23 protein-coding genes and 2 pseudogenes are annotated in these 20,117 nt (G+C 69.3%); 17 read left to right on the plus strand and 8 right to left on the minus strand.

Translation table 11 applies throughout. The features are described 5' to 3' along the window. The first annotated feature begins 573 nt into the window (after positions 1-573). On the plus strand, positions 574-2,115 hold the full coding sequence (locus tag ACWCV9_RS33435; protein WP_450792246.1) for a B12-binding domain-containing radical SAM protein: 1,542 nt from the start codon (positions 574-576) through the stop codon (positions 2,113-2,115). Positions 2,116-2,118: 3 nt separating this feature from the next. Beyond that, complete coding sequence (locus tag ACWCV9_RS33440; protein WP_450792248.1) at positions 2,119-2,745, plus strand: LysE family translocator; 627 nt, start codon at positions 2,119-2,121, stop codon at positions 2,743-2,745. A gap of 67 nt (positions 2,746-2,812) precedes the next feature. On the opposite strand, the pseudogene ACWCV9_RS33445 reads toward ACWCV9_RS33440, so the two are convergent. The 3 genes and pseudogenes from ACWCV9_RS33445 to ACWCV9_RS33455 form a co-directional block, all read right to left on the minus strand. Next, a pseudogene (locus ACWCV9_RS33445) lies at positions 2,813-3,043 on the minus strand (PhoU domain-containing protein); the annotation flags it as partial. 74 nt (positions 3,044-3,117) lie between these two features. Further along, the gene (locus ACWCV9_RS33450) at positions 3,118-4,242 is read right to left on the minus strand and encodes a PP2C family protein-serine/threonine phosphatase (RefSeq protein WP_450792250.1); all 1,125 of its coding nucleotides are present in this window, start codon (positions 4,240-4,242) and stop codon (positions 3,118-3,120) included. Further along, positions 4,182-4,619, minus strand: a complete 438-nt coding sequence (locus ACWCV9_RS33455) for an NUDIX domain-containing protein (RefSeq protein ID WP_450792251.1) — start codon at positions 4,617-4,619, stop codon at positions 4,182-4,184. The genes ACWCV9_RS33450 and ACWCV9_RS33455 overlap by 61 nt, the downstream gene beginning before the upstream one ends. A 41-nt stretch (positions 4,620-4,660) precedes the next feature. Here ACWCV9_RS33455 and ACWCV9_RS33460 point away from each other — a divergent pair. Continuing rightward, positions 4,661-4,912, plus strand: a pseudogene (locus tag ACWCV9_RS33460) (IS630 family transposase); the annotation flags it as partial. A gap of 46 nt (positions 4,913-4,958) precedes the next feature. Here the strand turns inward: ACWCV9_RS33460 and ACWCV9_RS33465 are convergent. Continuing rightward, positions 4,959-5,528 (minus strand): histidine phosphatase family protein, encoded by a 570-nt coding sequence (locus ACWCV9_RS33465; RefSeq protein WP_450792252.1) that lies wholly within the window; start codon positions 5,526-5,528, stop codon positions 4,959-4,961. A 159-nt stretch (positions 5,529-5,687) separates the two neighbouring features. Next, positions 5,688-6,305 carry a TetR/AcrR family transcriptional regulator C-terminal domain-containing protein gene (locus ACWCV9_RS33470; protein WP_450792253.1) on the minus strand — a complete coding sequence of 206 codons (618 nt, stop codon included), beginning with the start codon at positions 6,303-6,305 and terminating at the stop codon, positions 5,688-5,690. A gap of 72 nt (positions 6,306-6,377) precedes the next feature. On the opposite strand from ACWCV9_RS33470, the gene ACWCV9_RS33475 reads away from it, so the two are divergent. From ACWCV9_RS33475 to ACWCV9_RS33495, 5 genes are all read left to right on the plus strand, one after another. Beyond that, entirely contained in the window at positions 6,378-7,640 is a 1,263-nt protein-coding gene (locus tag ACWCV9_RS33475; protein ID WP_450792255.1) for a beta-ketoacyl-[acyl-carrier-protein] synthase family protein, read from the plus strand. 134 nt (positions 7,641-7,774) lie between these two features. Next, positions 7,775-8,026 (plus strand): hypothetical protein, encoded by a 252-nt coding sequence (locus ACWCV9_RS33480; RefSeq protein WP_450792257.1) that lies wholly within the window; start codon positions 7,775-7,777, stop codon positions 8,024-8,026. Between the two features lie 36 nt (positions 8,027-8,062). After that, complete coding sequence (locus tag ACWCV9_RS33485; RefSeq protein ID WP_450792259.1) at positions 8,063-8,719, plus strand: TetR/AcrR family transcriptional regulator; 657 nt, start codon at positions 8,063-8,065, stop codon at positions 8,717-8,719. Then, positions 8,716-10,143 (plus strand): MFS transporter, encoded by a 1,428-nt coding sequence (locus tag ACWCV9_RS33490; protein ID WP_450792261.1) that lies wholly within the window; start codon positions 8,716-8,718, stop codon positions 10,141-10,143. The genes ACWCV9_RS33485 and ACWCV9_RS33490 overlap by 4 nt, the downstream gene beginning before the upstream one ends. Further along, a complete protein-coding gene (locus tag ACWCV9_RS33495; RefSeq protein ID WP_450792263.1) occupies positions 10,140-10,700 on the plus strand; it encodes a hypothetical protein in 561 nt (186 codons plus the stop codon). Before ACWCV9_RS33490 ends, ACWCV9_RS33495 begins: the two co-directional genes overlap by 4 nt. 81 nt (positions 10,701-10,781) lie before the next feature. Here the strand turns inward: ACWCV9_RS33495 and ACWCV9_RS33500 are convergent, their stop codons facing one another. Continuing rightward, positions 10,782-11,261 (minus strand): ATP-binding protein, encoded by a 480-nt coding sequence (locus tag ACWCV9_RS33500; RefSeq protein ID WP_450792265.1) that lies wholly within the window; start codon positions 11,259-11,261, stop codon positions 10,782-10,784. Positions 11,262-11,424: 163 nt separating this feature from the next. Here ACWCV9_RS33500 and ACWCV9_RS33505 point away from each other — a divergent pair, with 163 nt between their 5' ends. Both ACWCV9_RS33505 and ACWCV9_RS33510 read left to right on the plus strand, forming a co-directional pair. Further along, complete coding sequence (locus ACWCV9_RS33505) at positions 11,425-11,802, plus strand: STAS domain-containing protein (RefSeq protein ID WP_450792267.1); 378 nt, start codon at positions 11,425-11,427, stop codon at positions 11,800-11,802. A gap of 172 nt (positions 11,803-11,974) precedes the next feature. After that, a complete protein-coding gene (locus tag ACWCV9_RS33510; protein ID WP_450792268.1) occupies positions 11,975-12,523 on the plus strand; it encodes a phosphatase PAP2 family protein in 549 nt (182 codons plus the stop codon). 33 nt (positions 12,524-12,556) lie between these two features. On the opposite strand, the gene ACWCV9_RS33515 is transcribed toward ACWCV9_RS33510, so the two are convergent. Then, a complete protein-coding gene (locus ACWCV9_RS33515; protein WP_450792269.1) occupies positions 12,557-13,141 on the minus strand; it encodes a hypothetical protein in 585 nt (194 codons plus the stop codon). A gap of 660 nt (positions 13,142-13,801) precedes the next feature. On the opposite strand from ACWCV9_RS33515, the gene ACWCV9_RS33520 reads away from it, so the two are divergent. Together ACWCV9_RS33520 and ACWCV9_RS33525 are read left to right on the plus strand one after the other, a co-directional pair. Beyond that, complete coding sequence (locus ACWCV9_RS33520; protein ID WP_450792271.1) at positions 13,802-14,443, plus strand: hypothetical protein; 642 nt, start codon at positions 13,802-13,804, stop codon at positions 14,441-14,443. 163 nt (positions 14,444-14,606) lie between these two features. After that, complete coding sequence (locus ACWCV9_RS33525) at positions 14,607-15,587, plus strand: potassium channel family protein (RefSeq protein ID WP_450792273.1); 981 nt, start codon at positions 14,607-14,609, stop codon at positions 15,585-15,587. A gap of 384 nt (positions 15,588-15,971) precedes the next feature. Here the strand turns inward: ACWCV9_RS33525 and ACWCV9_RS33530 are convergent, their stop codons facing one another. Further along, entirely contained in the window at positions 15,972-16,214 is a 243-nt protein-coding gene (locus ACWCV9_RS33530; RefSeq protein ID WP_450792351.1) for a hypothetical protein, read from the minus strand. Between ACWCV9_RS33530 and ACWCV9_RS33535 the strand changes: the two genes are divergently transcribed. The 5 genes from ACWCV9_RS33535 to ACWCV9_RS33555 all read left to right on the plus strand — a co-directional run bounded on the left by ACWCV9_RS33535 (position 16,144) and on the right by ACWCV9_RS33555 (position 20,063). Further along, positions 16,144-16,290 carry a DUF6233 domain-containing protein gene (locus tag ACWCV9_RS33535; RefSeq protein ID WP_450792344.1) on the plus strand — a complete coding sequence of 49 codons (147 nt, stop codon included), beginning with the start codon at positions 16,144-16,146 and terminating at the stop codon, positions 16,288-16,290. The two genes, ACWCV9_RS33530 and ACWCV9_RS33535, sit on opposite strands and share 71 nt — an antisense overlap. A gap of 19 nt (positions 16,291-16,309) precedes the next feature. Beyond that, complete coding sequence (locus ACWCV9_RS33540; RefSeq protein WP_450792346.1) at positions 16,310-16,417, plus strand: DUF6207 family protein; 108 nt, start codon at positions 16,310-16,312, stop codon at positions 16,415-16,417. A 188-nt stretch (positions 16,418-16,605) separates the two neighbouring features. Next, positions 16,606-17,181, plus strand: a complete 576-nt coding sequence (locus ACWCV9_RS33545; protein WP_450792274.1) for a hypothetical protein — start codon at positions 16,606-16,608, stop codon at positions 17,179-17,181. Between the two features lie 531 nt (positions 17,182-17,712). Then, entirely contained in the window at positions 17,713-18,201 is a 489-nt protein-coding gene (locus tag ACWCV9_RS33550; RefSeq protein ID WP_450792276.1) for a hypothetical protein, read from the plus strand. A gap of 758 nt (positions 18,202-18,959) precedes the next feature. Beyond that, positions 18,960-20,063 (plus strand): hypothetical protein, encoded by a 1,104-nt coding sequence (locus tag ACWCV9_RS33555; protein WP_450792278.1) that lies wholly within the window; start codon positions 18,960-18,962, stop codon positions 20,061-20,063. Positions 20,064-20,117: the final 54 nt, after the last annotated feature.

A 20,117-nucleotide genomic window follows, 5' to 3' on the forward strand; every position in this document is an offset into this window, starting at 1 on the left:
TCCGAGGCGCGGCCCCAGCGCTCGATGGTGCAGGCGTGGATGTCACGGTGAGCTTAGCGGAAGTCACGCACCATCACCTTTGAAAGTCCCCCTTTTCGCCGCTCCGGCGGCATGCCGGTGAGCCCGGCAGACGGTGGAGTGATCCCACGGTCCATAACGCTCCGGCACGGCACGCCAGGGAGGACCGCGACGAGTCACAGCACGAGGTCTCGCAAGAGAAGTGGCGTGCTTCCCGGGAGATCCCGATCAGGAAGCACGCCACGCTTTACCCCCGAATTATTTTCGGCCTCATTTCTGCGTGTAACGACACGGTTACACCTAGATACCCGCACGTCAGGGCACCCTTCAGTGCGGCGTGTTCCCAACCGTCCCACGCCGCCCGCAGCTGCCCATCCTGTATCCAAGGGCATATGGGCAGTGCATACGCCGCCCAGCACTGAGGCCCCACCTTCCGCAGAGCAGCGGACGCCGTCTACCACGAGCGTCTGCTGGAAGTTCGAGAACCGGCGGATCCACCACGGGCGAAAGGCTCAGATGCAAGTTCTTGTTGTCAGCCCTCCGAACTCGAACACCGTGATCGACGGTTCCTCGTGCACGGTCACGAACCCCGAGGAGCACACCGATTGGTCAGACTTTCCGAACCTGGGCATCCTGACGCTGGTCTCGGCCCTGCGTGACGTTCCCGGCGTCGAACCGATCTACATCGACGGCACCGTGATTCCCTGGCCGGATGTCCTGAAGTACGTCGAGGACAACGCTTCCGACATCCTGGCGTTATGTATCAGCGCCCTGACCGCGACGTACGAGGCGGGACTTGGTCTCTGCTCGGCAGCGAAGAGCCTGAACAGCCGAATTGTCACGATCTTCGGAAATGACCACGTCACGGCGCTCACCCGCGCGTGCGTGAGCTCACAGAGCGGGGTGATCGACTACGCGTTCGTGGGCAACGAAGTCGTAGGCAGCTTCGTCAACCTGATCACCGCCCTCAGTGCCGGCGCGGACATCAACACGCAGTCCCTGCCCGGACTGAGCTGGTACGGCGGGCCTCACGTGGTGACCACTCCCCAGCAGCCGGAGCCCCTGTACACGCAGGTCGACTACACCCTGATCGACAGGGTCTTCAAGCACTCCACGCTGTACCAGGAGAACTTCAACAGGCGGATCGTGCCCACCTTCGCCCGAGAGACCGGGCGGCAGGTCCACCGCGGGATGCCCGTCGAAATCGGGCGAGGTTGCATCAAGTTCGCCCGAAATGATGCATGCTCCTTCTGCTCCATACAATTCGGCGGCATGTGGCGCAATGCCGTGCCCTCCGCGGAAGCCGCATGGGAGGTGATCCATGCCGCGCACCAGGGCGGCTACGACTACCTGTACTTGACCGCAGACGAACTGCCGTTGACGTTCGGCCGGCTTCTGCGGGACATGGAGGAAGCCCCGCCCGCCTGGTGGCGGTCCCTGCCGGAGGACGACCGCCCGGTCATGGTCGGCTACGCAAGGGCAGACGGCCTGTCCAACGAGCGGCACGCCGCCATGCTGCGCTCCCTTGGAGTGCGGCAGTTGATGGTCGGCCTGGACGCCGGAACGGCCACCTCTCTGCACGCCATGAAGAAGCCGCTCGCCTCCATGCGGGACGTGAAGTCCGCCTTCCGCGCCGACCACATGTTCGAGCACAACGTCCAAGCGATGCGCGCGGCGAAAAACACGGGGCTGCTCCTCAAGGTGGGCTTCGTCATAGGCCACCTGGGCATGGACGAGGCACTGCTGCGTGAGAACGTCGACTCGATGAAGACGCTGCTCGAGTCAGGGGCCGGCAGCATCGCCTCGCTGGATGTCGAGGTGCTGTCGCCCGAACCGGGCTCGCTCGACTTCAACACGCTCCTGGACCCCGGCTTGGCGCGTGCGCGAGCCGAGGAACTGGCTCTCCCCCTTCCCGATCGCCGCGTGCACGAGCAGTGCGCCGCCAAATGGCGGGACAAGGACATCATCGATCGCGAGCAGGCCATGGCCGATTACGTCGAATCAGTCATGCCTGGACTCACCCTCGCAGACCTGGCGCAGGCCCGCGCAGAGGTCCGCGCCCACGGTGCGAGGTTGGGGATCACGATCGGAGGGTGAACCGTGACCACCTCGACGCTCCTGGCCTTCGCGGGCTTGTGCCTGCTCCTTTCGATAACGCCGGGCCCGGACACATTCCTCGTGCTCAGGTACAGCCTGTCCGGCAGCCGATCCGGCATCGCGGTGGCCATCGGCTCCGGCCTGGGCTCGATGCTGTGGGCGCTGACCGTCGCACTGGGTGTCAGCGCCTTGCTGCATGACGCCGGCAAGGCATTCCTGCTGGTCAAGATCGCGGGCGGTCTTTACCTCCTCTACCTGGGACTGCGAGGCTTGCGCCGAACCAGCGACACCACGCTGGACGCCCGGAGCGAAGCTTCCGGAGTGAGGGCAGGAATTTGGGCCGGCCTGGTGTCCTGCCTGCTCAACCCGAAGGTCGGGCTCTTCTTCCTGGCGGTCGTCCCTCAATTCCTCACCGCTGACGGAGCCGGCTTCGGCTCAGTCATGGCTCTTGGCGCGATCGACGCAGCGGTCGCCGTCATCTGGCTCGCGGCCGTCGCCGTCGGTGCCGCCCGCGCCATGGCATGGCTCAAGCGCCCTCGGGTGGCGCGCGCTCTGGAAGTCGCCAGTTCGTCATTCCTCGCGCTCGTCGGGGTCGGCACCCTCGTCACTGCTGCCCGCGAAGCCACATAACCTGGCAGCCGACGACGCTCCTGATCCTGAGTAGCTGTCCGTGACGGTTGTCAGGACAGCGATTCTCAAGGTCGGTGGCGATCGGTTGCTGACGAGCCAGGATGGCGATGGCCCGGTCCTCAAGGTCCCGCTGAAGGTCGTCGACCTGGATGTCGGCCGAGATTACGCTCTCGGTCAGTGGCAGGTCGGCGTCCAGGGGGGCGGTGGTGGCGCGGCCGATCGCGGAGCCGACGAGCCGGGCCATCTCCACCAGGCCAGCACTGACCGACGCCACTTCCTCGTGATACACCTCCCGCAGTCTGTGCACCTCTGTCATGGTCTGCTGCCAGATGCGCACAGCCGCACCAGCGAAGCCCGCTCAGCCCTGCTGCATCACGCCACACGGTGGTGGCCACGGTGTGTGCCCGTCGTGCGGCGCAGTGCGATGACCGCGGCGTCATCGGCGAGACGCCCGCCCGCGTGATCGAGGAGATCGCGCCGGAGGAAGTGCACGAGCTTCTCGGGACTGCTGCCGGCCCACTGGGCGGCCCGTTCGAGGAGCGGATAAAAAGCGCCGGCGGCGTCGCGGGTCTCGATGACGCCGTCGGTGTAGAGCAGGAGCGTGTCGCCAGGTTCGAAGGAGAACACATCGACGGTGTACGTGCTCGGCCCCAGTTCCCCGAGGCCCAGCGGGGGCGCCGGGTGCAGGGGAACCGCGACCGCGCTGTCCGAGCCGAGCAGAATAGGTGGCGGGTGCCCACAGCTGATGATCCGGCTGACGCTGTCCTCCTCAGGAAGCTCGACAAGGAGCGCGGTGGCGAACTGTTCCCCGGTCTCCTCGGCAGGCTCCAGCTGGGCCAGGTTCCGCGTCACGCTCCGTTCCAGAGCGGCGGCCAGCTTCGGCAGGCCGACGTGCTCATGGGCGGCTTCCCGGAAGGCGCCGATCAGCAAGGCGGCCTCGCCGATGGCCGACAGGCCCTTGCCGCGCACGTCCCCGATCATGATCCTTACGCCGGTGTCGGTCGGAGTGGCCGCGTACAGGTCACCGCCGATCTGAGCCTCGTCCTCGGCCGCCAGATACAGCACGGCGACCTGCACACAGCCCAGCTGATCGGGCAGCGGCCACAGCAGCACATGCTGCGTGGCCTCGGCGACCGTCCGGACCTGGGCGAGCTGGCGTCGGTGGCGTTCACGTACCGCGCAGAAGAGCACGGCCAGGGCCGACAGCACGGCCAGGGCGAGGATCTGGACCATCACGTTGCGGCTGAAGAGCACGCCGAAGTGCCAGCCGATGTATGCCTGCGCTCCTACGGCCAGGAACCCGACCAGCATGGTCCTCCAGGGCCCCGCGAATGCGACGGTGATCGCCGGAGCAACGACCAGCAACGGGCCGAGGTGGATGTCCTCCGGGACAAGCTGATCCACCACCGTGATCACCACGATGAGCACGACCGGAATCACCAGCAGCGCATGCTTTGACTGCCATGGCTGCCGCACCCAGCCCCGCCGGACATCCATGTATCCACCCTGCACCGTGGTGAAGTAGCTGACGAGCCGAGACGAAGGGCGTCGGCATCCACCCAGCAGACCTGGGCGTGCTTGCGCGGTTCGCGATCGTCGGGCTCGCCGGTCCACTCGTCAGCGGCGAAGACGACGGTGAGGAAGCCGTTGGGTGCCTCGCCGCCCCAGGCCCCGCGGATGATGTGCGCGACCTTCAGGGACTCCGGCTTCACGGCCAGGCCGGTCTCCTCGTACAGCTCGCGGACCGCGGTCTCGGTGATGGGCTCTCCAGACTCGCTCTTGCCGACGAACACGACCTGCCCTTTTCGACCTGGAGCCTGACCAAGCTGGTGGACTTCCTGGTCGCCGAGGGGGTGGTCGACGACATCAGCCACGAGGGTGTGTTTGCCGGAGCGTTCGGCCCACTGCCGGCCCGGGTAGGTGCCAGCGGGTCGGCACCTGGGCCGCGGCGAACAACGTCGAGATCGCCTACACCCCTCCAGACAGCTCCTGGCTCGACCGCATAGAAGCCCAGTTCACCGCCCTGCGCTACTTCACCTTCGATGGCACCGACCACGCCAGCCACAAGGAGCAGGGCAGCATGATCCGCCGCTACATCATGTGGCGAAATCGCCACGCCGACGACCGGCGCCTACACTCCGTCGTCGACAGGGCCAACGTCGCCTAACGGCACGGCAGTAGCCACACCTTGGACGGGATATGGGCAGCCGCCATCACGGCACGTTCCACCCGAGCACGACTGGCAGCTTGTGCTCGTAACCCAGCGTGTTGATCGTCCCCGGATGCGGGTGCCCGAACTGCCGCGCGGCCGACGCGTCGAGCCCGAGCCAGCGCGCGGTGAGTATGCGTGTCAGGTGGCCGTGCGCAACGACGGCCACATCGCCCTTGTCCAGCAACGGCCGGACCCGGCCGATGAAGGCGTCGACCCGCACCGTCACGTGCCCGAGGTCCTCGCCGGCGTCGACGCCGTCGCGCCACAGCTCCCAGCCGGGCTTGAGTTCCTGGATTTGTTCGGCGGTCAGCCCCTCGTAGCGGCCGTAGTCCCACTCGATCAGGTCGGTGTCGGGCTCCGCGCCGCTCAGCCCCGCCAGTTCGGCGGTCCGTACGGCGCGAGTCAGCGGGCTGCTGTAGACGGCGACGAACTCCCGTTCGGCCAGTCGAGGTGCGAGCGCACGTGCCGCATCCTCCCCCGCCTTGGTCAGCGGTAGGTCAGTGCGGCCAGCATGCTGTCCGGTGCGGCTCCATGCGGTCTCGCCGTGCCTGATCAACACCAATTCGCCCATGGCTGAGGACCATATCTCACATCGAACACAGGGCGAACGTTGCCTGATACGGCACTAGCCGCAGCAGTGGAGTTCGTTGACGACGGCAGACACGCCGACGGCGGCAAGGCCACCGTCGCGTGGGAACCGCGCACGTCGTCGTCGGCCTGTTCGACTGAGCTAACCGAGATCGGGTTCGTTATGGATGGTCAACGCTCCGGCGAGGTCGAGGTCGGCGTTGGTGCCGTGTGCCCCGGCGCGGACGAGCAGCACCGCGCCGAGCGCGGTGCTCCAGAACGTCCTGGTCTCCACGCTGAGCGGTCGACGGGTCCTCCAGCCGCGACTGTCGATGAGCTGGCTCACGAAGCGCTCGGATTGCCGGAACAGCAACTGAAGGTGCTGGTCGACCACCGGGGCGAGTTCGGGCTTGGAGATCCCGGCGGCCAGGGCTCGCGCGACTGACGGGAGCGAGGGCATGGCCAGGACGGCGCGGGCGATGTTGCGCCGAAATGTCGCCGCATCGGGGGCTTGGCGACCGATGCGCTCGATCCGTCGGGCGTCGTGCAGCAAGCCGAGAAAGGCGGCGTGCACGAGCAGCGAGTCCTTGGAGCCGAAGTAGTAGGTGACCTGATTGGGGAAGACGCCCGCCGCGTTCGCGATCTCCGCGACGCTCACCTCAGCGCCGGGCCGCTCCTTGCAGAGCCGGGCAGTTGCCTCAATCAGCCGGCGCCTCGTCGCGCGACCGCGGTCACGCGACCGAGTCGACGTTGATCGAGCTTCGGTTCGCTTCTTCTCCACACCCTAATTGTATGTGATACAACAAGGCATCATCTGTTTGTATCGCATACAAGAAAGGTCCAAGGGCAAGGCATGCACCGGACTGAAGTCGTCGTGACCGGACTCGGCGCGATCACACCCCTCGGGGCAGACATGGCATCCACCTGGAAAGCCCTGCTCGCCGGCGAGTCCGGCATCCGCGGCGGCGTCCTACCCGGCCACGAGGACACTGGCCTTCCCGACACCGTCGCGGGGACGATGACGATCGACCCCGCCGAGTTGCTGCTGCCGGTGCAGGCCAGGCGCCTCGACCGCTCGCAGCAGGCCGCCTTCGCCGCGGCGGCCGAAGCCTGGGCCGATGCCGGTGCCCCGGAGGTGGACCCGGACCGGCTCGCATCGGCGATCGGCACGGGCATCGGGGGCGTACGGACGCTGCTGAAGGAAGACGACGTGCTGGAGGCGGCCGGAACGCGGCGCGTCTCGCCACGCACGGTCCCGATGCTCATGCCCAATGCGGCGGCGGCGCTGATCAGCATCGAATACGGTGCACGAGCCGGGGTCTACACGCCCGTCTCGGCATGCTCCTCCGGTGCCGAGGCGATCGCCCTGGGGGCCAGGCTCATCCGTGCCGGCGAGGCGGACGTGGTGATCGCGGGCGGGACCGAGGCCGCGATCACCCCGATCACCGTTGCCGGCTTCGCCCAGGCACAGGCACTGTCGCGGCATACCGCCGAACCTGCGTCTGCGTCCCGGCCGTTCGCCGCGGACCGCAGCGGATTCGTCCTCAGTGAAGGCGCTGCTGTCCTGGTGCTCGAAAGCGCCGAGCATGCCAGCGTCCGCGGCGCGCGCGTCCACGCGGTGCTCGCGGGTGCCGGCATCGCCGCCGACGCTCACCACATCACGGCGCCCGCTGCCGACGGCTCCGGTCAGATCTCGGCCATGCGGAAGGCCCTCGCACAAGCCGGTTTGGCTCCCGAGCAGATCAGCCACATCAACGCCCATGCCACCGGAACACCGGTCGGCGATGTCGCCGAGGCGCACGCGATCGGGAAGATCTTCGGCCGCGCCACCGTGACGGCCCCCAAGGCGGCGCTCGGTCATCTCTTCGGCGCCGCCGGCGCGATCGAAGCGCTCATCGCCGTCCTGAGTGTGAAGCACGGCGTCATCCCGCCGACCCGCAACATCACCGCGGCCGGCGTCGGTCCCGATATCGATCTCGATGTCGTCGCAGAGCGACGAGACGTCTCCCAGGAGGCCGTGCTCAGCAATTCCTTCGGCTTCGGCGGGCAGAACGTCTCGCTCATCGTCACCAGTGCACGACACCACGCGTCCCGTGCCGCCTCGACGAGACCATGACTCACGCGAACGCACCGTAGTACGCCACCGCCCTGTGCCTGGGCACCGCCGAGGCGGAGCAGGTGCTGCGGCGCTTCACCCACGGCGGCCCCAAGCGCCCGACCTAGCAGGCCCTCGGAGAGTTGGGCCGCGCGGTGCGCACGACCTTCGCGTGTGACTACCTCGCCAGCCCTGGCTGCGCCGCCTGGGGAATGAAGCTGGGTGATGCGCACCGGCGTGGGCTGACCGCACTGTTCTGGTCGAACATCAACCCGCACGGCACGCTCCGCCTCGACAAGGGCCTCGACCTGTCGGGCGTGACCATTCCCGGTCAGCGTGCCGCCGTGAGCGAGCGAGCCGAGGCGGCCCCGCCACCCGCTGAGGATGACGATCACTCATCCAACTGAGTAGACAGTGTCTACGTTGCATGGTAGACACTGTCTATGACTGATGAAAGCTCCCTTCGGGAGCGGTTGATCGATGTCGGGGTCGACCTTGTATTGACCGAGGGCTCCGCGTCCGTGGGCCTGCGGGAAATAGCCCGGCGAGCGGGGGTGTCGCACGGGGCGCCACGCCGGTACTTCCCCACGCACCACGCGCTGCTCTCGGCTATCGGCCGTCGCGGCTTCGAGGACCTCGCAGCCATGATCGAGGCCGCGGTCGCGGGCACGACCACACCGCGCGGCCAGCTGGAGGCCCTCGCACGGGCATACGTCAGGTACGCGCTGGAACACCGCGGCATGTTCGAACTCATGTGGCGGCACGACCTGTTCGACGGCGCGGCACAGGCATCGGACCAACCGAGGCTGCGCGAGTCGACCCTCCCGCTGTTCCGGCACTTCACCGGACTCGTCACCCGATGCCTGTCGGAGAGGGAAGCCGCGCGAAACGCCGACGGGCCGAACGAGGCCGGACCGCCGCCTGCGGTGACCGCCGCCGCCCTGTGGTCGAACCTGCACGGCGTGGCCCAGCTGTGGGCCTGGGGCAGCCTGCAACTCGCCCTCGGCGGCCCACCGCTGGACGGTGACCCCGGCGACAACCAACGCGACCGGCTCATCGCGGCAGTGCTGGACGCCCATCTCGGCCCGGCAACCTCATGACCGCCCCCGCACAGCGGCAGATTGCACTTCTGGTCAGCGTGGTCGGCGCGATGATCGTCGCACTGGACGGAACCATCCTGCTCATGGCGCAGCCCGGCATGCAGCGTGATCTCGGCGCGAGCGTGGCGCAGATCCAGTGGACGAGCACCGGCTATCTGGTCGCCGTGGCCGCGCTACTCGTGATCGCCGGGCGCCTCGGGGATCGGTACGGTCACCCGCGCCTGCTGATCGTCGGCGTCCTCGGTTTCGGGGCTGCCTCGGCCGGGATCGCGCTTGCGCCGGCCGTCGACTGGGTGATCGTCCTGCGCGCGGTGCAGGGCGGGTTCGCCGCGTTCCTCCAACCTGCGACGCTCGCGCTGCTACGGCTGGCGTATCCCGCGGACCAGCTCGACACGCCGATCGCCATCCGCACCAGTGCGATCGCAGTGGCGGCAGGGTCCGGGCCGCTCCTGGGCGGTGTTCTCGTGGCTCATCTGGGATGGCGCGCCGTCTTCTGGGTCAACGTGCCCCTCACTTTCGGCATCGCCGTCCTCGCCCTCGCCGTACGGACGCCGGCACCTCAACGGGCCAACTCGTCACGGCTCAACCTCACCAGCGCGAGCCTGCTGGCGGTCGCGCTCGCAACCCTGGTCCACGCCTTGTCCGATGTACCCGCGCGGGGCTGGACCGCCGCGCCGACGCTGCTCGAACTCCTCGCCGTCATCGGCGTCGCAACGGTGCTCACCTGGCACGAACGCAGCACCACGCACCCGATCGTTCCACCAGCCGTAGCGCGGTCCGTACCGGTGACGGCGTCGATGGCGATCCTGCTGGTCACCACCGCCGGCGTGTTCGGCGCGCTGTTCAGGGCCACGTTCTACCTCCAGGACGTACTTCGCCTCGACCCCCTCGCCAGCGGTCTGCGCGTGCTCCCGCTGACCGTGCTCATGGTCCTCGGCTCACCCGCCGCGGTCGCGGCACTGCGCCGCTACGGTGCGCGCCGCACCGCGATCGCCGGTACGGTCCTCGTCGTGGTCGGCATCGCGGGGCTGTCCCGGCTCGGTCCGGCCAGCACATGGATGGCCATGGCTGCAGTCTTTGCCGCCATCGGTGCCGGGTTCGCCACCGTGATGGTCACCGCCACCGGGACCGTCGTCGGTGACGCGCCGCCCGGGTACGCCGGAGTCGTCAGCGGGCTCAAGCAGACCGCCATGAACATCGGGCCGACCTTCGGCATCGCCGTCGCGGCCAGCGCAACCGGCTCAACTGCTTCAACCATGAGCTCCACTCTGCTGATCCTGGCCGCACTCGCCGCTCTCGGCCTGCTGCCCGCATCGCGGCTGCCCCGGCGCCCGGCCCACCGGGAAGGAGACGACACGACCGCCTCCCTCCCGGCGCAAGCACCAACAACACAGGCGGCACCCGCTCGACACACAACCAGTTGAGCAAGGTGATCCAGCCTCTCCGCTGCCACCAGCCGATCGTCCTGCGCGCGATGGGCAGCTCCCGGTTGACGGTGTCGGCATCCATCTCGTCCGCCCGAGCCGCTGCCGGTTCGGCAAGGATCTCCGGCAATGCCGGATCGTCGATCGCGGCGACGGGGAAGACGGGCGGCTTCGCGCCCCGGCGGGCCGGACCGGTCGGCGCCGAGGCGCCACGGCGCGGGGACGCTGGCCCACGCGGCCGGGGCCGACTGAAGGACATCCAGGAGATGCTCGGCCACTCCTCGATCGCCATCACGGTCGACACGTACACGAGCCTGTTGCCCGAGGCAGACCTGGCGATCGCCGAGGCCACAGCGCGGCTCGTACCGCGCGCCCGCCGGGCGAGTGATGCCGAGAAGCCCGAAGCCGAGCGCGAGGCGGCTGACGGCGGGAAATCCGGCACCGACGAGACGCCGGCGGATGCCGAGGAATCCGCCGCCCAGCCGGGCCGTGGCGGCGCATCCGCTCACGCGCCGCTCACGCAATCGGCCCCGGACGCGGAGTCCGAGGCCGAATAAAGCGCCCCGCCAGAGAGTAACCCCAGGTCAGAGCTGGTTTGCCAGAGCCCCCCTGTCGGATTCGAACCGACGACCTTCGCTTTACAAGGGCTGGCGTCCGGAGATGGCGCCGCCCGGGTCGTCGGCCAGGGCGAGGCGGGCGGTGATGCGTTTGCCGACCGGTTCGCGCTGCGCTTCGAAGCCCTGGGCGACGGCCATGACGATCTCCAGGCCGTGTTGGCCGACCCGGCCGGCGTCTGCAGCGCGGGCGACCGGCAGCACCGGGTCGGAGTCCCACACGACGACCTCGATCATGTCACCGGTGATCTGCAGGTCCAGCAGCACTGGGCCAGGGGCGTACTTGCGGGCGTTGGTGACCAGTTCGCTGACCACGAGCTGGGTGAGGTCCATGGCACGCTGCGAGACGGGCAGGCCGTGCTCGGCCTGAACCCGGGTGAGGAAGCCGGCGGCCAGGTGGCGGGCGTGGGCGATGTCCGTGCCGTCTCCGACCAGGGCCACGCTGGTCTGGATGACCGGCTTGTCTGGTGCCGCGCCGCCTGCCGGCGCCGGGTCTGATTCCATCACAACCGCCATTCGCTCCCCCGTTCACAAAATCTTCCTGCGCGTACCCGCGCAGTCGCGGATCACGCCATGCCCTTTCTGTCGGATGGGCCACACACCGGCACCGCTCCTACCATGCCGGGCGGCACTGTGCGTGAGGGTCTGAGTGTGCCAGGATCACGGCATGGCTGAGGCAGAGATGACGGGCACGGAACACGCTGGGCAGGCCGGCCGGCTGTCGGTCGTGACCACCGCCACCGACGGCATCCGCGTGCTGACCCTGGCCGGAGAGATCGACCACCACACCGGCGACACGCTCCGCCAGGCCCTGGACGCCTCCAGCACTCCCCGCCCGCGCATCGTGGTGGACATGCGCCAGGTCACCTTCCTGGACTCCAGCGGCATCAACATCTTCATCGCCACCCACCGGGCCCTCAGCGAGGCCGGCGGCTGGCTGCGTCTGGCCGCACCCGGCGAGTCCGTGATGCGCACCATCAGCATCGTCGGCGTCGACGCCGTCATCGACTGCCGCGCAACACTCCGCCACGCTCTCACCATCTGACCGACGGCCGGTCCTCGACCGTCGATCAGGCGCAGGCATGGGGGCGCGGACGAGAAGATGTCCATACCCCAGATGCGGCGGGAGCGCCTGTAAGGGATCTGCGTGATAGTCCACTGCGGGAGCCCCACCGCGGCGGACGCGTGATCTGGTGAGCACGGGATACCAGCAGGTCATGAGGTTGCTGGCCGCAGTGCACGAGAGGGACCGCCGTCTGACCAAGCGCATGGCTTCCTGGCGGGAACCGGCGCTTCACCGCACGCTGTCGGCGGTGGAGGAAACGGCGGAGAGCACCAAGTTGTGGTGCGGTGCCGCGGCGGTGATGGTCTGGGCCGGCGGGTGGAAGGGCCGTAAGGCTGCGGTAGCTGGTCTGGCGGCTCTCACCTTGGCGGAGTTGGTGTCCAATGGTGTGTGCAAGCAGGTGAGTGACAGGCCGCGGCCACCCAAGGAATGGATCCCTCACGACGAGGTCGAGGACCGGCCGGATTCCTCGTCGTTCCCCTCCGGGCACACCGCGGCAGCTGTGGCCTTCACCGCAGCGATCGCCCCCTCCTGGCCGCTGGCCGCGACGGTCTGCGCGGTGCCGGCCGCCCTGGTGACCGTGGAGCGGGTGCAGTCCGGTGCTCACTACCCCAGTGACGTCGCCGCCGGCGCCGCCATCGGCCTCGTCAGCGCCTGGCTGGTCAGGCGCCTGCCGCAGCGGGCACTGCGCATGTGGCGGTGACACGAGCGGGACGTTCCGCGTGCGGGCCCGCGGTCAGGCGGCGGGCCGCCGCCAGCTGGTCTGCGGATGCGTCAGAGAGCCTTGCCTGCCGCCCTCGATGAGACGCAAGTGCCGGGTACGGGAGTGGCGGGGTGGCCGCGGGGTGCGTGACAGCCAGTCCTCGACACGGTCCATGCCGTACAGCAGTACCGCCACAACCGGCAGCAGCAGGCAGGCGACGATGACCACGGTCTCGGGCTCCCTCACGGCTACTGACGGCGTGGGCGAAAGATCAGCCCAGCCCATGTGGACGATCGTGAGGATGATCCCGAGACCGGTGAGGTGGATGTCGGTGTCGTGCGCGGCCGGCAGGACCGGCTTGCCGGAGATGACGGTGGCAAGCAGGAACAGGACGGGCAGGGAGGCGTTGCCGCCGAAGATGTCGCTGAGGGCGAGCTGGTGGTCGCCCAGCTTGGTGGAGGTCAGGCCGGTGCTGACCTCGGGCAGCGAGGTGGCCGCCGCCAGCACCGTCGCGCCGAACAGCACACCGCTCAGTCCCTGCCGGGTGCAGAACTCCTCGCCGCTTCGCTCGATCACGACACCGGCCACCAGCGTGGCCAGCGCGGAGACGCCGAACACCAGCCCGGCACGTGGTGCTCACGCCCTTGTCGCTGGCGGCCTTCTCCTTCCTGCCCTTGGACTGGCCGCGTGGCTCGGGCTGGCTGTCGGATGCGTCGCCTCCCTCCCGCCACGGCAGACCCTTCCCGGCCCGGTTCAGCAGGACGAGACCGACCACCCACAGGATCGCGATCGCCACCGAAGCGGGGGCCGGCCGGGCGGCGTGCAGGTTCGCCGAGAGCTGGGTGCCCATCACGACCACGGCCAGGACAACGACCACCATGGCCCCCTCCAGGACCAGCTGCAGGCTGGCCGCAAGGCGCACCGTGATCGCGATCTCGGGCAGGTTCGTCGCGATCGCCAGCAGGATCAGACCACCCAGCGCGCCGCCCAGGTGAAGCCGTTCGGCGAGCAGACGCACCCCCGGGCAGCGAAAGTCGGCTCGCGCGGCCGACAGACACCCGGCCGGGCGGTGTCCTTCCCCCGCAGGCACGGCCCGCGTGCTTCGGGGTACATGCTGGGAGTGCGCGGCGCCCGGCACGGCAGAAGGTGTGCGAGGCGCCGTTGGCACGGTCCGTTGCGGCAACGACCGGAAGGCCGGGTGGGATGGCACATACGCGGGCGGAAGCCAGTGTCCGGCATCCGAGGCATGAGCGCAGGGGAGAGGCACGGCTTCCGGCGGTGGTCGCGACCCTCGCCGCGATCGCCCTGTACCTGGTGCTGCCGCAGCGGCTGCTGATCGCTCCCCGCTACGTCCTGCCCGCCCTGGAATGCCTGCTGCTCATCCCGCTCATCGCCATCAACCCCAAACGGCTGACCCGGCAGACGAAGACGTTCCGCGTGCTGTCGCTGACGCTCGTCGGCGTCATCGCGGTCAGCAACCTCGTGGCGCTGGCCATCCTGATCCACGAACTGGTGTACGCCGGGGTGAAGGACGGCCGGTCCCTGCTGGTGGCCGCGCTACAGGTCTGGCTCACGAACATCATCGTCTTTGGGCTGGCCTACTGGGAGCTGGATCGGGGCGGTCCGGTCAGCCGCACCCAGGCGCCCCGCTCCGCCCTGCCCCTGGCGGACTTCCGTTTCTCCCAGGATGAGAACGACGACGCCGTCCAGGAAGTCGCCGACGGCGCGAGTGCCACCTCGGACTGGGTCCCCACCCTCATGGACTACCTGTACGTGTCCACCACCAACTCCACCGCCTTCAGCCCGACCGACACCATGCCGCTGTCGACCCGCGCCAAGATCCTGATGGCCATCCAGAGCATCTCCGCGCTCCTGACCTCGCTCCTCGTGATCGCGCGGGCCGTCAGCATCCTGCACTGAACAGGCCCCCTTCGCCCCCTTCGCGTCCACCCGGCGTACGTCCACCGCGCATCCGGCGTACCCCGCCCACCCCCACCACCCCCACGGCGCCGCACCGCTTCCGTGTTGCTCCCCGATGCCCGGCGAGGACACTGAAGACAAAGGTGAAGGGTCAGGAGGTGCTGTGTGGCCGACACGCAGGGGCCGGCGGGTGCTCCTGGCGGCGTTCGCCCTCCTGGTGCTGCTCGTAGCTGGCGTCGGCGGGTATGCGCTGCTCGGGTTCTCGCTGCCCGACGCCGTCTACGTGACGGTGATGACGCTGACCACGGAAGGATTCTCCGGCGCCGACCGGCTCACCGAGGCGGGCAAGCTCTTCACCGCCGCGCTGGCGGTGGTGGGGGTCGCGGTCTTCGTCGCGGCCCTGGGGCTGATCGGGACAGCACTGGTGGAGGGGCGGTTCGGGCCCGCGGGAAGGAGGCGGCGCATGCAGCACCGCATCGACACGCTGCGCGACCATTTCATCGTCTGCGCCTACGGGCGGGTCGGCCAGGCCGTGGCCCGCGAGTTCGAGGCCGAGGGTGTCCCCTTCGTCGTCATCGAGAGCAAGGCCGCCCTGGAAGAGCAGCTGCAGCGTGAGCGCGCGCCCTACCTGATCGGCAACGCCGCCTCCGAGGAGGTGCTGCGCCGCGCGGGCATCACGCACGCCCGCGGCCTGGTCTGCGCGGTCGACTCGGACGCCGAGAACGTCTACATCACCCTGATCGCCCACTCCCTCAACCCCTCGCTCGCCATCGTCTCGCGCGCCTCGGAGGCGGCGTCGGCCGAACGCCTCACCCACGCCGGCGCGAGCAGCGTGGTCTCTCCCTACATCACCAGCGGCCGGCGGATGGCTCTGCTGGCGGTCCGCCCGCACGTGGTGGACTTCCTGGAGTTCACCCGGGCCGGCAGCTCCGACGTCCGGATCGAGGAGATCCGCTTCGATGCCGGCTCCCGCCTCGTGGGCCGGCCCCTGCGACAGGCTTGCGGCGGAGCGCTGCCCCTGCTGATCCGCCGCGCCGACGGCGCCCTGGAACCCAACCCCGATCCCGAGACCGCCGTGCAGGCCGGCGACACCATGATCGTGTTCGGCGACCCCGGCGCCCTGCGCCCCATCGAGGACGACTAGCCCCGAAGACGAAGAGACCTACGACCCCTCCTTCCTCACCGGGAAGGGGGGGCGGGCATGCTCGACGCAGCCGTCTTCCGATCGCGCCGGATGGGGAAGATCCTGATGTTCGACCAGGATCGTGTCCGCCGGCGACGGGCCTGTGCCCAGGCCCTGAGCGTGTCCGGGCCGCCCAGGGGGGACGGATTCCGGCTGGCTCGTTTGGCAGGACCGCGGCTTGCAAGAGGAACGACGACCTTCTCCGGGTTACAGGGTCACTTGAATTGCTGGGACGGGGCGGGCGCGCGGGCGACGAGGAGGGCGATGTCGTCGGCGTGGTCGGCGGCCATGCCGGCGAGGAGTTTCGGCCGACCGGATCTTCCGGGACATCGGGCAGCACCCCGGTCAGGCCGCCGACCAGCAGGATGCCGGGATCGCGGTGGACACGCTGACCCGGCGGGGGTGGCCGTCCTCGTCGAGCAGGTCGACCGCGCACCAGTCGGCCAGCTGGGGCGTCAGGATGCGGCACACCCGTCGAACCGCAGCGTAGGAATCGAGCGTGCTGGTCATGGCGGTGGTGGTCTCCGCCCGCAAAGTCAGCCGGTCCAGCGCCCGCTGGACCACCTCGTCCACCTCGAAATCGTCCATACCCGACGCGCTCCGGCGCCAGGTACCGGCCTGTCCGCACTGCCGGCCGGATACCGCGCTCGGCCTCCTCGAGTAGCCCCAGCTCGGTCCAGGCACTGCTCGCCGGGCGGTGTGCGGTCGCGGACCGCACGACCCGGGAGCCCGGCCAGCCGGGCGTGCGGCTGCGCTGCTTCCTGGACCTGCGCCAGGAGCCCGCCGCGTAGCGGCCCGGACCGTGCCCGGCTTTCGGCCCTCTCACGGCCACCGCGGTGTGCGCCGGGATCGCTCGTCGTGGAACCGGCCATCGAACGCAGGTAGAAGGCGTAGCCCACCGAGTCGACTTGTTCAGCACCGGCCCGGGCATCCCGCGCCAGAGCGGTGAGACCGAAACCGGCAACGCGGAGGGCGACGAGTGACGCCGGCCGAGCACATGACCGTCTTCCTCGCCGACCAGACCGCAGCCGAGTCGGCTTCGATCTGCTGGCGCAGGCTGCCGACGCGGGCGACTCCAGCCTGTCCACCTCTCCGCTGCAGCGCCGGATCCTCGCCGGCGCCGCAGAAGAGCTCGCCGGCGAGGGCGTCCTCCGGCTTCCTGCCGTCGGCGGCCGGGGCTGGGACCACGCCTCCGAACCCCCGCTCCCCCTGTGGGTGGAACGGCTCACCGTCCGTCGGGCCCGCACCCAAGGGCCGGGCCCCCGGACCTGGGTCGAACCCCCTCGCCTTCGCCGCACATCTGCCGCTGAGCCGGGCCGACCTCGGCCTCCTCTCCCCCATCAAGGACCACCTCCGCGACCATCCCGACGCCGAACCCGTACCGATCCCCGAACGCTCCTACGCGCTGTACGGCGACGAGAAACGCCTCGCCCGCATCTCCATCCACCGCCTCGTCACCGCGGGCCTGCTGAGCATCACCGACCACCTGCGGGCGTACCCCTCCCTCGCCCCCCTTGCGATGTACGAGCTCGCGCCCGCGCCGATTGGATGCTGATCGCGGAGAACAGCGCCTCGTTCACCCGCCTGCGCCGCATCCTCAGGGGCTGGCCCAGGCGGGCGGAGGTGGGCTGGCTCGCCTACGGCGGAGGCGACCACCGAACGAGCCCGCGAAGCCGGCCTGCCCGCCCCCACTGGTGCCAGCCGCCGGCCTGTACGGCCCGCTACTGACCCGGCCGCCCCGTGCTGTTCAAGTCGCAGACGCAGGCCCCATCCGAGCAGCGACAGCCTGGCTTCCCGAGCCTCGGGCTGCGAAGGCCTTGCGGGGGCAGCACAGCAGTACCGCAGCCTGCCGACAAGCCACAGAAACGGTCCTGAACACGAGGCTCCGACAACTGCGGGACGATGCGCCTGCATTCGGCCGACTTCGAGCAAGTCACCGGGGGACACAACGAGACACCATGAGACTCACCCGGACACTGCCGGACACCCACAGACAACCGCGGACGATGGCCGGCGGTGGCTGAAGCATGCGGGCCCGAGGACGATTGCCGTTTCGCCGAGCCCCGCATGCGTCACACTCCCCCGTATGCCGAGCTTTCAGAGAAGGAAGGCGATCGGTGACGCCCACGAACAGCGCGTCACCCAGGAACTCAACCACCGCGGCTGGCATGTCAGCCCCTGGGGGCAGGGAGTCATGGGCGAGCCCGTACGGCTCGCCCTGCACCACACCACCAGCTCGCTGCGCTGGACACCCGACCTCATCGCCGCACAGGGCCGCCAGGTCGTCCTGATCGACTGTAAGAGCCGCATGACAAGTCGGACCAGCCGGCGTCACGCCGTCGAACGGGCCGCCGTCACCGCCCACCTACAGCTCGTCGCCTGGACCCAGCTCCCCCTCTACTACGTCTTCGACAACCTCGACCTCCTTACCCCACACGACGCCCTCAGCCTCGGGGAGGAAGGCCCCCGTCGAACCACAGCCGGATCCGGGACGCCGTACTTCCTCGTCCCCGCCACGCGCGCCTCGGCGTTCGACGATGTATTCGGCGCCCCAAGTGGGCTCATGGCCGCCTGAACTCGGATGCACGCGCGTGCGGCATCCGATCGATCGGCCGCCGGATCGAGCCAGGCATCGTCTCCATTCCGGTGGGGTTGTCGAGGGCGGATCGCGACTGAGGCGCCGCAGCAGTGTGAGTGGCGGCCTGCCGGTGGGGGTCGTCACTCAGGTTCCGTGCCGGGATCCTGCGGTGCGGGCGATGAAGCCACCCGTGCCGACCCAGCCGAGGTCGGGGCCGGGCGCGGCCCGGCAGGAGGCGTGGTCGGCCTCGTGGTCGGGGCGATCACGCTGCCGCCCGCCGGGCCGGCCCCGGCGCTCCGCCGGATGCTCTGCGGGTGACCTTCGTGACAACCCGCGTCGGGCCGAGATCGCGACACGCGGCGAACGCCTCGAACGCCTGGGCCGATTCCCCGCTCTGCCGTTCCCAGGGATCGGCGACGCCCCGGTCTTCCACCGGACTGCCTTCCTTCTCCCCATGCGCCGCCGAATCCCGGCCGTGTCCAGCACACAAGAGCAGACAGCCACCGTCGACCCGGTCCGAGGGTGAGCTGGCTTCGTTCTCGAGCATGGGCAGCAGATGTTCACCACTTCGGGAGGCGCCACAACACACCAGGAATCCGACCACTGAGTGAGTCGCTTGCCGCCGTCAGAGGTGGCGGCCGGCCCGTGCCCGCCCTGCGTTGATGCTCCGCGCCGATCCCGCAGCGGATGAGAAAACATGCTGGCTGGGTGCCGGTGAGCTGCGAAGATGCGTCTGTTTCCCAGGCGGAGGACATTTGTTCGTTTTCGTGTGTGCGGGTTGCGGTGCCGAGTTGACCACCCCGCTGTCCCAGGTCGCACTGCCAGTCCATGCCCGTCAGGTGTACGGGAACGGGATCCAGCTTCCGGTGCTGATGCAGTCAGGGACGTTTGCCGTGGACCCGGACCCCTGGGGAGGACCGTGGCGGATGTGGGACGAGATCGATCCGGGCGAGGCGGAGGCACGCGGCATCTACGCGCCGGTCTGCTCCCTGTCCGACGGCACGCCCGGGGCGAGTGTCATCGCGCCCGGTGACATCCGTGGAACCCGGCTGATTCCTGAGAAGCGCGGCGGTGCCTGCTGTGGTCTCGACGGAGCCGACGGGCCCAACATGGCATGCGAGGCATGTGACCTCCCCGTGGCGACCAGGGTCGACGACTGCTCGCTCTGGCAGGCGGTGCGACTCAGCTCGGACGCCGTGCACCGTGTCCCCATCGACGGTGCCCACGCTGCGCCCCTCTCCTGGGCGGAGCTGGCAGAGGAGGAGGAGAAAACGCCCCTGCTCGAGCCGATCGCCAGGTGGGGACAGTTGGAGTCGAACCACCGCTGGTCGTGGAGTCCGCGGTGGGAGGCGGCTGCCGGCCATGCCCTCGCCCACCTGCTTGCGGCCTCCCAAGGGCAGCCGCTGAGGGTCCCGGGCGGTCTGACCGCCGACATGTTCCAACGCCCGCTCGGCGCCCTGCTGCCCGCAGGTCCCCCAAAGCGGCGCGCCGTCCTGGCGGGACCGGGACTGCCCTCCCCCGACGCGGGCGTCGACATTCTGCTCGTGCCGGTCCATCCCCAGACGGGTCGGACCTGGGCCCCTGCCGGCCCGGCTGCGTCGGCATACCTGGTGCCTCTGCCGCTGGGGGTGTGGCTGTGGCTGGTCTCGCCCCAGCCGTACTTGCCGGTTCCCGCGTCGGGCCGCATACCCCAAGACGTACTTCGCGACGACCCGCTCCCGCTGCTCCCCAACTCCCTGTTCCAGGCCGACTGGGGAACGTTTCAGCACACCTTGGTCCGGCTACCAGCCGTTCGCAGCCCGTGGCTGCGCACGATTCTCGAGAACCTCACGCAGGGCACCTCGGCCGACCTCTTCTAGCCGCGGGCAATCGAACAGCACCAGACTCTCGCACCTCCCGAAGTGGTCAACATC

It is taken from the genome of Streptomyces sp. NPDC001606, assembly GCF_053596835.1.